Source organism: Labrys methylaminiphilus subsp. lupini, from assembly GCF_051161885.1.
Classification (GTDB): domain Bacteria; phylum Pseudomonadota; class Alphaproteobacteria; order Rhizobiales; family Labraceae; genus Labrys.
The window spans coordinates 2,492,919-2,509,109 of the sequence record NZ_JBMDIH010000001.1 but is presented as its reverse complement, the minus strand read 5'-3'; the positions used below and the strand labels follow the sequence as shown (position 1 = coordinate 2,509,109).

Annotated in this window: 9 protein-coding genes, 1 tRNA gene and 1 pseudogene; 10 read left to right on the top strand and 1 reads right to left on the bottom strand. The window is 64.5% G+C overall.

Translation table 11 applies throughout. The features are described 5' to 3' along the window. Positions 1-151 precede the first annotated feature (151 nt). Entirely contained in the window at positions 152-910 is a 759-nt protein-coding gene (locus ACN6KF_RS11850) for a hypothetical protein (RefSeq protein ID WP_434957018.1), read from the top strand. Positions 911-1,200: 290 nt separating this feature from the next. Here ACN6KF_RS11850 and ACN6KF_RS11845 read toward each other — a convergent pair. Continuing rightward, a tRNA-Phe gene (locus ACN6KF_RS11845) sits at positions 1,201-1,276 on the bottom strand. A 352-nt stretch (positions 1,277-1,628) separates the two neighbouring features. Here ACN6KF_RS11845 and ACN6KF_RS11840 point away from each other — a divergent pair. From ACN6KF_RS11840 to ACN6KF_RS11800, 9 genes and pseudogenes are all read left to right on the top strand, one after another. Continuing rightward, entirely contained in the window at positions 1,629-6,854 is a 5,226-nt protein-coding gene (locus ACN6KF_RS11840; RefSeq protein ID WP_434957017.1) for an alpha-2-macroglobulin, read from the top strand. A gap of 11 nt (positions 6,855-6,865) precedes the next feature. Next, complete coding sequence (pbpC, locus tag ACN6KF_RS11835) at positions 6,866-8,986, top strand: penicillin-binding protein 1C (protein WP_434957016.1); 2,121 nt, start codon at positions 6,866-6,868, stop codon at positions 8,984-8,986. Positions 8,987-9,128: 142 nt separating this feature from the next. Beyond that, on the top strand, positions 9,129-10,280 hold the full coding sequence (locus ACN6KF_RS11830) for a LysM peptidoglycan-binding domain-containing protein (RefSeq protein WP_434957015.1): 1,152 nt from the start codon (positions 9,129-9,131) through the stop codon (positions 10,278-10,280). Between the two features lie 14 nt (positions 10,281-10,294). Next, positions 10,295-10,438 carry a hypothetical protein gene (locus ACN6KF_RS11825; RefSeq protein ID WP_434957014.1) on the top strand — a complete coding sequence of 48 codons (144 nt, stop codon included), beginning with the start codon at positions 10,295-10,297 and terminating at the stop codon, positions 10,436-10,438. A gap of 71 nt (positions 10,439-10,509) precedes the next feature. Further along, positions 10,510-11,325, top strand: a complete 816-nt coding sequence (locus ACN6KF_RS11820; RefSeq protein ID WP_434957013.1) for a GntR family transcriptional regulator — start codon at positions 10,510-10,512, stop codon at positions 11,323-11,325. A 159-nt stretch (positions 11,326-11,484) separates the two neighbouring features. Next, positions 11,485-12,962 (top strand): annotated as a pseudogene (locus ACN6KF_RS11815) (putative N-acetylmannosamine-6-phosphate 2-epimerase). Positions 12,963-12,987: 25 nt separating this feature from the next. Next, complete coding sequence (locus ACN6KF_RS11810) at positions 12,988-14,331, top strand: extracellular solute-binding protein (RefSeq protein WP_434957012.1); 1,344 nt, start codon at positions 12,988-12,990, stop codon at positions 14,329-14,331. Positions 14,332-14,426: 95 nt separating this feature from the next. After that, positions 14,427-15,350, top strand: a complete 924-nt coding sequence (locus ACN6KF_RS11805) for a carbohydrate ABC transporter permease (protein WP_434957011.1) — start codon at positions 14,427-14,429, stop codon at positions 15,348-15,350. Continuing rightward, entirely contained in the window at positions 15,347-16,177 is an 831-nt protein-coding gene (locus tag ACN6KF_RS11800) for a carbohydrate ABC transporter permease (RefSeq protein WP_434957010.1), read from the top strand. The genes ACN6KF_RS11805 and ACN6KF_RS11800 overlap by 4 nt, the downstream gene beginning before the upstream one ends. Positions 16,178-16,191: the final 14 nt, after the last annotated feature.

Genomic DNA, 16,191 nt, shown 5'->3' with positions numbered 1-16,191 from the left:
ATTGACTGGATGAGCCTTGGCACTGTCGCGGGGGCGATGGTTTCCATGGCACCAGGAGCATTCACGATGAATGTCATCCTGGCCAAGAAAGAGGGGTGAGCGGTTCAAGACTTCCGGCCTGTGGGCGGGAGGAGCGAGCCTGCGAGACTTGATGAGCAGCAACACAACAGTCTACCTGTTTCCGCATATTCTGAAATGCGCCGGTTTGAGCGTCAGGGATTATCTCCTGCACGATGTCCCGCCGCGCGGTTCCGCCGTGATCTATTCCAAGCCCGAACAACGGCCCTGGCTCGATCCGCAGGCTCGTGTACCTCAGGCCGATCGCGACGAAATCCGCATCCTGTTCGGGCATAGATTGCCGCGCGCCGCAGCCAGGGGCTTCGACGGCCGCATCATTCGCGAGATCGGCCTGCTCAGGGAGCCGGTGTCCTTCTACGTCTCGCTTTACAATTTCCTGCAGAAGACGCCCGAGAGACATCGGATCGTGGGCATGTCCTTCGAGCAATGGTATCCGACCAACAAGCACAACCGCATCAGCCGCTTCTATTTCAGGCATTATTTCGGTTTGTCCTCCTTGGGCATCCGCAAGATGAGCCAGCGCCAGAGGTTCGAATTTCTCTCCAGGCAGTTCGAGACGTTCTGGTTCGTCGGCGATTATCGCAACTGCGATGCGGTGATGGAGCAGATGACCCAGGATATCGGCTGGAAATTCGAAAAACTGCCTCATGAGAATGCCGCGCCTGCCAATGCGCTGCGCAGCCAGGATATCGGCGAGGCATTGCGCCAGAAGATCCGGGAGGACAACGCCCTTGATCTGGCCCTCTACGAGACCTGGGGCGAGCGCAAATGGGGTAGCAATCCGACACTGGAGCGCGGAGCGGTCCTGAACAATCGTTGGACCTGGCAATAGCTTTTACCGCTGGAGGGCAGGGCCGGCGCGTATTCGGACGGGAACTCGTGAGAGATTCGGCCGGATGCGTGCGAATTGGCCCGGCCGTTTCAGACTCCTGCCCGGTTAGAAGCACAAGGCTTCTTCTGACCGGGTTTTGCTTGTCGCCCCGGTGACGGTTCAGGACCTCGTTCTGCCGGGCCCGGGCGCCAATTGGCTGAAATGGACCGCGGCTATCGCGCCGACACCGGTCAGCAAACGGCAGCAGCCATGCATCTTTCTTGTCGGTCGCCAAAATTGGAAAGGGGAGATGGTGCCTAGGGACGGAATTGAACCGCCGACACTGCGATTTTCAGTCGCATGCTCTACCAACTGAGCTACCTAGGCATCCAGCGCGTCAGCCGAGGCCGAAGCGAGAGCGGGCTTATAGCCAGCGCCTCCGAGGTTGTCCAGCCCTCTCGCGCGGAAAAAATAAGCCGGCTGCAAAAACACCGGTACGCGCGCTGTTCCCACCGGTACAGATGGTGAAAACTCTCTGAATCATGATTGCCGCCGACCCGGGGCGCCCTTAGTCTTGTGGCTCGGTGGCCCGCTCCCCATGCGTATCGCGTGACCGTGGCGTGTCGTCAGCTATGGATTGCGTCCCTCCATAGCTGACGACACGCCACGGTCACGCCGGCACGCTAGCGTGGAAAGGACCGCCGCCATAGGCCGAGGGGCGGCTAAGAGGACAGGCAAGATGGTCAGGCAGGCAACGCGCCACGGCGTTTTCGTGCGGTTTTTCTCAGCGTTCGTGCTCATGCTCGCCGTGTCGAGCTGGGTGGCTGCTGGTCCGGCGCAAGCGGCCCCGCTGTTCCAGGCCGACAGCTATTCCTATGCGGCGGACAGCTACAAGGACAGCATCGCCAAGCTGGCCAAGACCATGAAGAAGAGCGCGCCGCAGCTTCAGGAGGAGCTGAAGGCCGCCGTCAGCTCCGACAATGCCCGCAACACCGCCGTGGTGGTGGAACAGTTCATCGCCCTGACACCCAATGACGGCGCGATGTGGAAGCGCCTCGCCGATTTGCTGCTGGTGGCCGAGCCCTTCAACAGCCAGGACCGGTATGAACTGCCCTACAAGGCGCTCGGTGCCTCGATTCGGGCCTATCAGCTTGCCAGGACACCGCAGGAACAAGCGGAGGCGCTGAACGATGTCGCCCAGGCCCTGGTCAAGCGCGAGGACTGGCGCCCGGCCCTCAACGCCTATCGGGCGAGCCTCGATCTGGTCGATAATGCGGAGATTCGCGAAACCTATGAAGAGGTGCGCAAGGAGCACGGCTTCCGCATCACCGATTACACCGTGGAGAGCGATGCGCCGCAACCGCGCCTGTGCTTCCAATTCTCCGATCCGCTGAGCAACGCGGTCAGCGACTATGCCCCTTATTTCACCCAGGAGCCTGGCCCTGTGTCGGCCGTTACCGTCGACGGTACCAAGCTGTGCGTCGAAGGGCTGAAGCATGGCGGGCGCTACAAGGTCACTGTGCGCCAGGGCCTGCCTTCAGCCGTGGACGAAAGCCTGCTCAAGAACGCCGACTATGAGATCTATGTGCGCGACCGCCTGCCGTCTGTGCAGTTCGTCGGCAAGAGCTATGTCCTGCCGCGCACCGGCCAGGCCGGCATTCCGCTGGTCTCGGTCAACTCCACCCAGGCCCGGCTCGCCCTCTATCGGGTCGGCGACCGCAGCCTGATCTCGGCCGTGATCGATTCCAACTTCCTCGAGCAGATCTACGGTTCTCAGGCCGGCGAGATCGCCCGCACCAAGGGCAAGAAGGTCTGGCAGGGTACGATGGACCTTGCCAGCACCGCCAATCAGGATGTCACCACCGCCTTTCCGGTCGACGAGGCGCTCGGCAAGATCGAGCCCGGCCTCTATGTGATGACGGCCCAGCCCGGTGAGGTGAAGGAGGACGAAGACAGCCAGCTCGCCACGCAATGGTTCGTGGTCTCCGATCTCGGCCTGACCACTCTCAAGGGCAAGGATGGACTGCACGTCTTCCTGCGTTCGATCGCGTCTGCCGATCCGCTCGCCAATGTCACGGTGCGCCTGCTAGCCCGCAACAACGAGATTCTCGGCTCGGCGAAGACGGGTGCCGATGGCGCCGCCTTCTTCGATGCCGGCCTGACCAAGGGCAGCGAAGGCCAGGAGCCGGCGCTGGTGGTGGCTTCCGACGAGAAGAACGACTACGCCTTCATCGATCTCACCCAGCAGGCCTTCGACCTCACCGATCGCGGCGTCACCGGGCGCGATCCGCCAGGCCCGGCCGATGCCTTCGTCTATGTCGAGCGCGGCGTCTATCGCCGCGGCGAGACAGTGCATGCAGCCATCCTGCTGCGCGACGGCAATGCCAACGCCCTGGCCGACGTGCCGGTGACCATGGTGGTTCAGCGCCCCGACGGCGTCGAATATTCCCGCACCGTGCTGAAGGACCAGGGCGCCGGCGGCCGCACGGCCGATATCGCCATCATTCCCTCCGCCGCCAGCGGCACTTGGCGCGTCGTCGCCTACACCGATCCCAAGGCGTCACCGGTCGGCGAGACCACCTTCCTGGTCGAAGACTATGTGCCCGATCGCATCGAGTTCGACCTCGCCACCTCCGGCACCCGCATCGACCGCACCAGCGGCGCCAATCTGAAGGTGGATGGCCGCTATCTCTTCGGCGCCCCGGCTGCCGGCCTTGACATCGAGGGTGACGTTTCGGTCTCGACCGACAGCCAGCCCTTCTCGCAATGGAAGAACTATGCCTTCGGCCTGTCGGACGAGAGTGTCGATACGGTGCAGAACACCGTCGACGATCTCGCCCAGACCGATGACAAGGGCCACGCTGAGTTCACGGTGCCGCTGCCGCAACTGCCGACGACCACTCGTCCGCTCAAGGCCAATTTCGTCATCCGCATGAAGGAAGGCGGCGGCCGCGGCGTCGTACGCTCGGCCTCCCTGCCGATCGCCTCCACCAGCCCGATGCTGGCCTTGAAGCCCGGCTTCGCCGAGGGCACGGTGCCCGAGGGGCAGCAGGCCCTGTTCGACGCCATTGCCGTCGATCCCCAGGGCAACCAGGTAGCGGCCAAGGGCGCGACCTGGACGCTCAAGCGTCTCACCACGACCTATCAGTGGTACAAGAGCAACAATCGCTGGAACTATGAAGCCGTCACCACCGCGCGCAAGGTCGGCGGCGGCACGGTCGACCTCGCGGCCGACAAGCCCGCTCAGATCTCGGCGCAGGTGCAGTGGGGCCAGTACCGCCTCGAAATCTCGGCGGATGGATTGTCTTCTTCCTCCAGCTCCTTCTATGCGGGTTATTACACCAGCGAGAAGGCCGACACGCCCGATATGCTGCCGGTCGCCCTCGACCAGACGAGCGTCAAGACCGGCGACACACTGCAGGTCAAGATCGATGCCCGTTTCGCTGGCAAGGCTGCGGTGCAGGTGGTCGGCGAGAAACTGCTGTCCTCTACCCTGGTCGACGTGCCGGAGAAGGGGACCACCGTTCCCGTCACCGTCGGCAAGGATTGGGGCACGGGCGCCTATGTCGTGGTCACCCATTTCCGGCCGATGGACGTCGCCGCCAAGCGCATGCCGACGCGCGCGATCGGCCTCGCCTGGTTCGGCATCGACCGCAATGAGCGCACGCTCAAGGTCACGCTCACGCCGACCGAGCTCATGAAGCCGCGCCAGCCTCTCAAAGTGCCGGTGAAGGTCGAGGGCCTCGCCGGCGAGAAAGCCTATGTCACCGTGGCGGCCGTCGATGTCGGCATCCTCAACCTGACGGGCTACAAGCCGCCGGAGCCCGAGACTTTCTATTACAGCCAGAAGCGCCTTTCGGCTGAGCTGCACGATCTCTACGGCCAGTTGATCGACGGCATGGAAGGGGCGAAGGGGCGGATACGCACCGGCGGCGACGGCGGGGCCAATTTCAACAGTCCGCCGCCGACTCAGGCACCCCTGGCGCTGTTCTCGGGCATGATCGAAGTCGGTGCCGACGGCACGGCCGAGATCAGCTTCGATATCCCTGCCTTTAACGGCCTGGTGCGCGTGATGGCGGTGGCCTGGACGCCAACCAAGGTCGGCCATGCGTCGGCGGACGTCAAAGTGCGCGATCCGGTGGTGATCGCCGGCACCTTGCCGCGCTTCCTTGCGGTAGGTGACCAGTCGCGCTTCCGCCTGGACCTCGTGAATGCCGAGGCCGCGCCGGGCGACTACACGCTCGCCGTCACTATGGAAGGACCCGTTGGCGCCGAGCCATCAGCTCTCTACCAGACCGTGAAGATCGGGGCCGCGGGCTCGCGCACGCCGGTGAACATTCCCATTACCGCCAACGGTATCGGCACCGGCAAGCTGGTCGCCACCCTGGCCGGTCCCGGCAATGTCGCCATCGACCAGAGCTTCACGCTCGGCATCCTGCCGGCCAATCCGCCGGTGACACGCCGCACGATCCAGACGATTGCCGCCAATGGCGGCGGCATCACCGTCAATGCCGACCTGGTTGCCGAAATGGTACCCGGCACCGGCGGGGTCTCGCTTTCAGTGGGGCCGTTCAGCGCACTCGACGTGCCCGGCCTGCTTCGCGATCTCGATCGCTATCCTTATGGCTGCTCGGAACAGCTCGTCAGCCGTGCGCTGCCCTTGCTCTATCTCAGTGAGCTCGGCGGCAATGCCATCGATCTCGACGGCACGGTGAAGGAGCGCCTGGGCGATACGGTTCAGCGCCTGCTCGCACGCCAGGATTCGAACGGCGCCTTTGGCCTGTGGAATGCCGACAGCGGCGAGTTGTGGCTGTCGGCCTATGTCACCGACTTCCTGCTGCGGGCCCGCGAGAAGGGTTTCGCCGTGCCGGAACTGGCGCTCAACCAGGCGGTCGACTATCTGCGCAACCGTGTCGGCAATGCGCCCGACGTGGAAGAGGGCAAGGGCGAGGACATCGCCTACGCGCTCTACACGCTGGCTCGGGCCGGCAGGGCGCCGGCAGGTGATCTGAAATATCTCGCCGATACCAAGATCGGCCAGTTCGGCAGCGCCATGGCGCGGGCCCAGATCGCCGCGGCCCTCGGCATGCTCGGCGACAAGCCGCGGGCCGGCGAGGCATTCGGCTCGGCTGCCGAAGCGCTCCAGAAGGAGACTGTCGATGCCAGCCAAGCCTATCGCAATTACGGCTCGCCGCTGCGCGACGCCGCGGCGGTGGTGGCGCTTGCGGGTGACGGCAATGCAGGCCTGCCGGTGATCAAGGCGGCGCTCAAGGTCATCACCGATGCGCGCTCCAGATCCCGCTATGCCTCGACCCAGGAGATGACCTGGATGGTGCTCGCGGCACGCAGTGTCGCCGACCAGGCCCGTTCCGTCAGGCTGATCGCCGATGGCTCGGAACAGCAGGGCGCCTTCTACAAGGTCTATCGCGGCGAGGCGCTCAAGACCCCGCATTCCGTCTCCAATCCCGGCGCCTCGGCCCTACAGGCCGTGGTCGCGGTCTCCGGCTCGCCCGTGGTGCCCGAGCCGGCCGCCAACAACGGCATGAACCTGACGCGCACCTATTTCTCGCTCGACGGAAAGGCCGTGGACCCCGCGGAGGTGAAGCAGAACACTCGGTTGGTGGTGGTGCTGAATGCAAGCCGGAGCGGCGACAACCAGACCGGCAACTTCCTGCTCGTGGACCGGCTTCCGGCTGGTTTCGAGATCGAGAATCCGAATCTGGTCGTCACCGGCGAGACGGGCAGCATGGCCTGGCTGAAGGACCTCACCGACGTCACCCATTCGGAGTTCCGCGACGACCGCTTCGTCGCCGCGTTCACCGATCAGGCCGCCAAGGTCGCCTATGTCGTCCGCGCGGTAGCGCCTGGCCGCTACATCCTGCCCGGCACCACGGTTGAGGACATGTATCAGCCCGAGCGCAATGCCACGCTTGCCACCGGCACGCTCACCGTCACCGAGAGGTAGAACGGACTGAGATGACCAATCGGCGCGTCCATATCCTATGCGCGCTCTTGTTCACGGCTGTTATCGCCGTGAACGCCGGCGGCTTTGCGCTTTCGGAGGCAGTGCGACGCCTCGGCCCGGTGCCGCTGGGCGAAAGCGTGACCTATTCTCCGCTGGTGGTGGATCGTGACGGCAGGTTGCTGCGCCCCTTCACCACCGCGGACGGCTATTGGCGACTGCCGGCAAAGCCGGAGGAGGTCGACAGGCGCTTCCTGTCGATGCTGGTCGCCTATGAGGACAAGCGCTTCTATTCCCATCACGGCATCGATCCGGTGGCTATGATCCGGGCGGCCTGGCAGATGCTGAGCCGCGGGCGCATCGTCTCTGGCGGCTCGACCCTGACCATGCAGGTTGCCCGCCTGCTCGAGCCGCGGCCGGATCGCACCTTTGCCGACAAGGCGGCCGAGATGATCCGTGCCGTCCAGATCGAGAACCGGCTGAGCAAGGAGCAGATCCTCGGCCTCTATCTGGCGCTGGCGCCCTATGGCGGCAATCTGGAAGGAACGCGGGCCGCTTCGCTGGCCTATTTCGGCAAGGAACCCAAGCGCCTTTCGACGGCGGAGGCGGCCATGCTTGTGGCCTTGCCGCAGGCTCCTGAATCGCGTCGGCCGGACCGAGTTCCTGCCGCGGCCAAGGCCGCCCGAAATCGGGTATTGCGGCTTCTTGCCGGCAAAGGCGCGCTCCATCCCGACCAGGCCGAGGCGGCCACGCTGGAAGCGGCGCCGCAGGGGCGCAAGCCCTTCCCGATCCTGGCGGCTCATGTCGCCGAACGGCTTGTGCGCCAGGACCTTATGCGTCAGGTCCAGGCCGGCAAGCGCGATCCCAATCCGGTGCTAACAACCACGATTGCGCGCTTCCTGCAGGAGCAGCTCGAAAATCTGGCGCGTGAGCGGGCGACGGCTCTGGGCGGCGGGGTTTCGATTGCCATCGTCGCCGTCGACAACGCGACCGGCGAGGTGAGGGCGCATGTTGGCGGGGTCGGCTATTTCGACAAGGCGCGGGCCGGCCAGATGGATCTCGCCGAATCGCTGCGATCGCCGGGGTCCACCCTCAAGCCCTTCATCTACGGCCTCGCCTTCGAGGACGGCCTTGCCCATCCCGAGACGCTGGTGGACGATCGTCCCGTGCGCTTCGGGGTCTACAAGCCCGAGAATTTCGACGATGCCTTCCAGGGCACCGTCACGATGCGCCGCGCCTTGCAGCAATCCCTCAACGTGCCGGCGGTGATGCTGCTCAATTCCGTCGGGCCGAACCGGCTGATTGCCCGCATGAAGAGTGCCGGTGCCGAGCCATCCTTGCCGCCCGACGCCGTGCCGGGCCTGGCAGTCGGTCTTGGCGGCGCCGGCGTGAAGCTCACCGATCTTGCCACCCTCTATCTGGCTCTGGCGCGGGATGGCGAGGCGCTCCCGTTGATCTGGCGGGCGCAGGATCGGGCGCTCGGTGTGCAGCCCCATCGCCTGTTCGAGAAGGCCGCGGCCTGGCAGGTCGGCAATGTCCTCATCGGGGCGCCGCCGCCGGAGAACGCCGTGGGCGGCAAGATCGCCTACAAGACGGGCACCTCCTATGGCTATCGCGATGCCTGGGCCGTCGGGTTCGACGGCGCCAACACCGTCGCAGTCTGGGTGGGGCGGCCTGATGGCGCGCCGGTTTCGGACCTGGTCGGGCGCAAGGCCGCTGCTCCCATCCTGTTCGATGCCTTCCAACGCATCGGCGAGCGGCGCGTGCCGCTGAAGTCCCCGCCGCCCGGCGTGGTCTTCGCGCGAACCTCTGAGCTGCCGCCCGCCCTGCAACGGTTCCGCCCGGGCGCTTTGCCTGAAGTCGCGGCCGCCGGTTCAGGCGATGCACCGCTGGTGATCTCCTTTCCGCCCGATGGCGCGAGGGTCGAGGTCTCGGCCGACGAACCGGACGCCACACTCTCTCTCAAGGCCATGGGCGGTGCTCCACCTTTCACCTGGCTCGCCGATGGCCTGCCGATCGTGATCGGCGAACAGCGTCGCGAGGCCATCTGGGACAAGCCGGGCAAGGGCTTCGCCCGCCTCTCGGTGATCGACGCCAGGGGACATACGGCCAGTGTGCAGATCAGGCTGGATTGACGGCGGTTTGTGCGGCGCCTCGATGACCCAGTACGAGTTTTTTCGGCCGGAACCATAATATTCCTGTCAAGAAGCGAGCCTAGCCTCAGGTACCGGCATTCCATTCATTGGCTGAAATCCATTTTTTCCGGGAGAACGCATCGTGCAGGCAGGGCGTTACGTGATCAAGCAAGGCGATACCTTGTGGGGAATCGCCGGCCGTTACTATGGCAATCCGGTGCGCTGGCCGGAGATCTATGCCTACAACAATGAGCCGGCTATCGTCGCGAAGACGGGACACGGCATCGTCAATCCCGACCTCATCAGGGCAGGAGCGGTGATCTACTTGCCGAGGCAGCACCGTCGCGTGGTGCTGCGCGGCGTCCCGGCAGGCACTCCGGCGGCGACAGCGACCGCCCAGTCAGCCAATCCGCCTGCGCCCAACTCGCCTGCCTCCGTACCCGCCCCGAGGGGCAGCTCGACCCCCTCTCATACGCATGTGCAGCCCGATGCCGGCAGCAATCCTGCGGCCAGGACGCTCGCGAACAATTTCGGTTTCGGCTATCAGCTTGACGACCTGTCGATCATCGAGATCAAGGGCAATGGTTTTTCGGCCAGGGTCAAGCTGAAGGGGGCGATCTTCCTGCAGCCGACCGACAAGGTGCCGCTACTCGTCTACAGCAACCGCGGACTGGAGTCGCAGGCGCGCCGGCAGACCTCGACCGTGCTCGGCGAACTGGTGTCCGGCGGCAAATTGAGCTGGGACCGCAAGTCCAACAGCGTCACCTATGAATGCCAGCTCACCTTGCGCGCGAATGCCCATTCGCCGGGTGCCCAGTTTTCCGCCGGCATATCGAGCACGGGAGAGCCGGTGCTCAAGGCCACGCTGACCTATCCACGCATGACCGGGCGAATCCGCGACTACGTCTATGTCGCCAGCGAGTTCAAAGTCGAGATCGAGCTGAAGCCGGATCAGCACCTGCGTCCGCCCCTGCCTGAGCCGGTTCTCGTACCCAGCTATCGTCCCGTCCCGGATGCAACACGGGTTTGGCGTCCCGAGCCCGTGCTCTCCAATCGCAGGCCCGCGCCTTCCCCGGAGCCCTCGTCAGGTATCCATTGGGGCAAGGCAACGGTGGCCATCGTCGGGGCCGTGGTCATTGTGGGACTGACCCTGCTCGAGGATGCCGCTACTGCCGGTGGCGGCGTGGCCGACGATCCGGCGAGCTTCGCGGCGGCGGGCGCCCTGCTGCGCTGGGGTTTGCGCCGGGCAGCCGTACAGGCAGCGCCGAGACTGGCGCCGGCGCTGGCCTACTAGAGCAAAGTGCGTTCATGACTGAACGCTTCTTCATCGCCTCTTTCGCTCTTTCAGCACGAAATCTGTTCTTCGATGCGGTTTCAGAGTTTTACAGGCCGGTCAGCAACGCTGGCCGGCCTTTTCTTGTCGCCGATGCGTCAATCGAGATTGCGTGTTAGACAAAGCCGAATAATTGACGGCCGCTCCGCGGCATCGCGGTGTGTCCTCGCCTGAAAATATCGGTGTATGCATGCCTTCATCTTTCTCGCCCGACCAGACCGCCGATCGCTCAGAACCGGCGGAGAGCGCTGAAGTCGGGCTGCTGATCGATTATCTGCAGCGCAAGGGACGCTTGGAAACCGAAAGCCCGACGGCTCTCTATCGGCGCCTGCAGGATGCCCTGCGGAGCGCCATTTCGGAGGGCATCGTTCCGGCGGGCGCCATGATCCCGGGCGAACGTGAACTGGCCCAACGCCTTGATCTGTCGCGCGTGACCGTGCGCAATGCCATCAAGGGGCTGGTCGAGGAACGGTTGCTGGTCCAGCGCCACGGCGCGCGAACCAGCGTGGCGCTGCGCCTGGAAAAGCCGATGACGGTGTTCACCGGCTTTTCCGAGGACATGGAGGCGCGGGGCCGTGTGCCCGGCACCACCTGGCTACGTCGCGAGGTCGGCATGGCCGACACGGCCGAAGCCATGGCGCTGGGCCTGTCGCCGGGTGCTGGGGTTTGCCGCCTGCATCGGCTCCGGCTGGCGGATCGCGTGCCGATGGCGATCGAGTATTCGGTGCTGCCGGCCGAGTTCCTGCCGAGCCCCGACCTGATCGAAGGTTCGCTCTATGTGACGCTCGATCAGCGTGGCTGTCAGCCGGTGCGGGCCCTCCAGCGAGTGAGGGCCGATGTGGCGACCGCCCATGAGGCGCGCCTGCTCGAGATCGAAACGGGTGCGCCCATCCTTGAAATGGAGCGCCGCTGCTCGTTGGAAAACGGACGCGTGGTCGAACTGACCCGCAGCCGCTACCGCGGGGATGCCTATGATTTCATGGTCGAACTGGCCCGCCGCGGCTGAATCCCAAGTGATTTTTCAACTGGTATTAAACAGGTTGCATTCTGGTCCTATCGGTGTCAGGCTTCCTCATCAGCAAGCGAGGAGCATGGGGTGGCATCTGCAGTTGAACGAGCGCTCGACGGATTGATCGTGTCATGCCAGCCGGTAATCGGTGGCGCCATGGACCGGACCGAGATCGTCGTCGGCTTCGCACTGGCCGCCGTGGCAGGGGGGGCTGCTGCCTTGCGTATCGAGGGCCTGGCCAATGTCAGGGCCGTGCGTGCGGCAACATCGCTGCCGGTCATCGGCCTGGTCAAGCGGGCCGAAGCAAACACACCCGTTTTCATCACGCCCCTGCTGCAGGACGTCGCCGATCTGGCGGAAGCCGGTGCCGACATCATCGCCTTCGATGCCACACAGCGGCCCCGTCCGGTTTCTGTGCCTGCCTTGATCGGGGCCATTCATGCCGCCGGACGCCAATCTATGGCCGATTGCGCCGGGCTCGCGGATGCCGTTGCAGCCGCCGAGGTAGGTGCATCCGTGATCGGCACCACCCTGTCCGGCTATGTTGGCGGGCCGGTGCCGGAGGATCCGGATGTCGACCTCGTACGCCGGGTCGCCGCTCTCGGGCGGCCAGTCTTCGCCGAGGGGCGCTATCGCACGCTCGCACAGGTGCAGGCCGCACGTCAGGCCGGCGCCGATGCCGTGGTGGTCGGATCCGCCATCACCCGGCCCGAGCACATAACGAGTTGGTTCGTCGAGGCGGTGAAGTCGTCCTCCGCCCCATCCTCCTAGGAATGCTCATGCAGCCGCGGCCTGTCCTTGCGATCGATATAGGCGGCACCAAGACGCTTTCGGCCTTGGTCGATGGTGAAAGGGTACTGGAGCAGCGCCGTGTCGACACCGCGCGCGAGGGCGGCCCGCAAGCCTGGCTGGATGCCGTCGTCGCGAGCATATCCGATTGGCGCGGGCGCTATGCCGCGGCCGGCATCGCCGTCACCGGCCGGATAGCAGGAGGTCGCTGGTCGGCGCTGAATCCAGCCATCCTGCCGGTGCCGGATGGTTATCCTCTCGTGGAAGCTCTCACCGAGCGCCTCGGCGTGCCCATCACCGCCGTCAATGATGCCCAGGCCGCCGCCTGGGGCGAATATCGCTTCGGCGCGGGGCAGGGGACCGACATGGTCTTCATGACGGTCTCGACGGGCGTGGGTGGGGGCCTGGTCCTGGGCGGGCGCCTGCTGACCGGCCGCAATGGCCTGGCTGGGCATGTCGGCCAGATCCTTACCGATCTCACGGCGGGCGAGCAGCGATTGGAGGATATCGCAGCCGGTTCTGCCTTGGCGCGATTGGCGGCCGGCAGCGGGCGGTGGCCCGACCCGCCGGCCCTGCTGGCGGCGGCCAGGGCCGGGGATGCTGGCGCCGAAGCCCTGATCGGCGGTGCCGTGCTCCCGCTGGTTCGTGCCGCACGCTCCTTGCAGATGCTGATCGATCCGGATTGCTTCGTCATTGGCGGAGGCCTCGGTTTGGCCGAAAGCTTCCTCGATCGGCTGCGAAGCCACGCCGCCGCGCTTCCTCCCCAATACCGTCCCGAATTCCGCGCTGCCGCGCTCGGCGCCGAAGCGGGACTGATCGGCGTGGCCGATCTCGTCGACCCATAACCAGAAAGCGCACCGGAGGTGGATCATGTTTGAGATGAAGCGAGGCCGAAGGAACAGATGCAGGGCGTTGCTGGCCGGTCTGGCTCTGGCGCTGGCGGGCAGTACCAGCGCCTTGGCCGAGGTCACCGTTCTCGGCTGGCCGGGTGGGCCGGAAGAGACAGCCCTGCGCGCGACGGCCAAAGCCTATAACGAGCGCTCGGGCCTGGCCGATGCCGACAAGGTCAAGCTGATCTTCTTCAACCGCGAAGGGTTCTGGGACAAGCTGCAGGCCGATCTCGCGGCGGGTTCGACCGAATTCGATCTCAATCTGATCGCTACCTATTCACTGGGCAAATATGCGCCTTTCATGCAGCCGGTGGATCTGCCGGCCGACAGCGCTAAGGTCTTCGGCGAGAAGGTGCTGAAGACCATGCAGTTCGACGGCAAGCAATATGGTGTGCCGACGGATCTGTCCTTGCATTTCATGTATGTGCGCAAGGACCTGATGGCCAAGCTCCTGGCCGATGACGGCTGGAAGAAGACCTATGGCGAGATCGCCCAGAAATATCTCGGTAAGCCGCTGCAGCCGGTGAAACCGGAGGCGTGGACCTGGGACGATTATGCGGCGACGGCCCTGTTCTTCACCAAGAGCATCAATCACGCCAGCCCGACGCGGTACGGCACCGTGCTGCAGATGAAGAACCTGTTGTTCAACATGATGGTGTTCCAGACCATGGCGCGTTCCTACGGCGCCGACTGGCAGGATGCGGCGGGCAAGATCACGGTGGATTCGCCCGCCTACCGCACCAGCCTGGAGCTCTACAAGAAGCTTTACGATGCCGGGGCCAGCCCCAAGGATTCACTGTCCTACGAATATGCCGAGGCCAATGCCGCCTTCGGTGCCGGGCAGGTCGCCACGATGCTGCAATGGAATGCCGCCGCGGCCGATCTCGACAACCCGGCCAAGAACGCCGTCGTGGCGGGGAAGATCGACACGCTGGCTCCACCCAAGGGGCCGGAGGGACGTACCACCCATATTCACGGCCTCGGCTTCGGCCTCAACAAGGCCTCGCCCCATAAGGAGGGGGCCGTCAAATTCCTGAACTGGCTCGCAGGCGCGGAGGCGATGAAGATCTACGCCGATGCGGGCGGTTCGCCGGCGCTCGACGCCAGTCTCACCGCGTCCCTGCCGAAGCGGCCGGACCTCGCCAAGATCGGCGACTTTGCCGGCCAGTACGGCTTCGTGATGACAGGCGGCACCTCGGCCGGCGCGCTGCAGGTCTACGAGACCCAGGCCAAGGACTTCACCGGCTATTGGGCGGGACAGACCGATCTTGACGCGGCGCTGAAGGATACCGCTGCCAAGATGCAGGAATTGTTGAAGAAATAATCGGTCTTCCTGTAGCGGAGCGGTGGCTTTGGTCATCGTTCCGCATGAGGACTCTGCGCGGGTGGGGCAAGGCGGCCGCAACAGGCGGAGGGCTCTTGCATGCCGCCTGCCGTTACGGCCGCCCTATCGAGCGGCTCCTGCCCGGAGACAGCCTGATGGCGCCCGCCAAGAGCAAGACACCCTATCTGCTCATCGCCCCGATCACCGGATTCCTGATCTTTTTGATGGCGCTGCCGCTTTGCATCGACATCGTCTACTCGCTCTCGAAAGTGACCTTCGAAACCTTGCGCAGCCCGAGCCTGCAGGGCTTAGGTAATTTCGTCACTGTGCTCCAGGATGGCGCGTTCTGGAGGGCCATGGGCTTCTCGCTGAAGTTCGCCGTTGCCGCCTCGATTGCGCAAATCCTGCTCGGCCTGTTCCTTGCCATCTTTCTCAGCCCGCTCCTGGCTAAGCGGCCCTGGCTGATGGCGGCTCTGATGCTGCCGATGATGCTGGCCCCGGCCTTGGTCGGCCTGATGTATCGCCTGGTGCTGCAGGAGTTCGTCGGCGTGATCCCCTATTATTTCCTGCTTTTCACCGGGGACAGCCCGGCTTTCCTCAGCCCGGACAATGCTTTCGCCACGCTCGTCACCATCGAGGTCCTGCAGTGGACGCCCTTTGCCCTGCTGATCCTCTATTCGGCCTACCAGTCGATCCCCCTCGAAATCAGGGAGGCGGCGGCCATTGACGGTGCCGGCTATTTCCGCCGGCTGCGCTGGATCGACCTGCCCTATATGGCGCCGGCCATCGCCATCACCTTCTTCTTCCGCTTCATCGACAGTTTCCGGGTCTTCGACAATGTCTATGTGCTCACCGGCAGCGGTTCCGGCGGCAGCACGACCACCATCAGCATCTATATCTACGAAGCCTTCTTCCGTGGCAGCAACATCGGGGTTGCCGTCGCTGCATCGTTGATCCTGCTCGTGATGTCCTATGTCGTGGTGGCTGGGCTGATGACGCTGGCGGAGCGGCGCGCATGACACGGCTTCTCACCATCCTGCGCTGGATCGTCTTTCTCGTCGCGGCCTTCGCCCTGAATTTTCCGCTGATCGCCACCCTGATCGCCGCGTTCAAGAGCGAAGCGGAAATCGCTGAGAACCCGTCTCTGCTGATCGAGGCGCCGACGCTGGAGAATTTCGCCAAGGTGCTGGAGATCTCCGATCGCTTCGACATCACGCATTATCTCGTCAACAGCTTGATTGCCGCCTCGCTGGGCTCCTTGTTCGCGATCGTGCTCAGTTTTCCGGCAGCCTACGCCATCGTGCGCCATGGCGTCGGGCAGCGCTGGCTGCTGCCCGGGGTGACCAATCTACGTGCCATTCCGCTGATTATCTTCTCCATCCCGATCTATCTGATCTATCAGCGTCTTGCACTGCTCGATACCCGTTTCGGGCTCGCCTTGATCCTCTGCCTCGTCAACCTGCCCTTGGTGCTGGTGCTGATCGCCAATGCCATCAGGGACCTGCCGCTCGAGATCGAGGAGGCGGCTCTGGTCGATGGCGCCAGCACGTTCTATGTGCTGTGGCGGGTGGTGCTGCCCCTGACAGCGCCGGCGATGGCTTCCTCTGCAATCCTCGCTTTCATCTATGCCTGGAACGAGTTCCTGTTCGGCTTGATGCTGACGACACAGAGCGCCGTGCCGATCACCGTCGGAGCCTCGTTCTTCTTCGCGGCAAGCGGAGGTGGGGTACAATGGGGCACGGCGGCGGCGGTGATGATCCTTTCCGTGCTGCCGCCATTGCTCATGAGCCTGCTGGCCTATCGCTATATCGGCCGCTCCCTGACCGCCGGAGCCGTCAAGGGATAAGCGTGGCCCCGCCA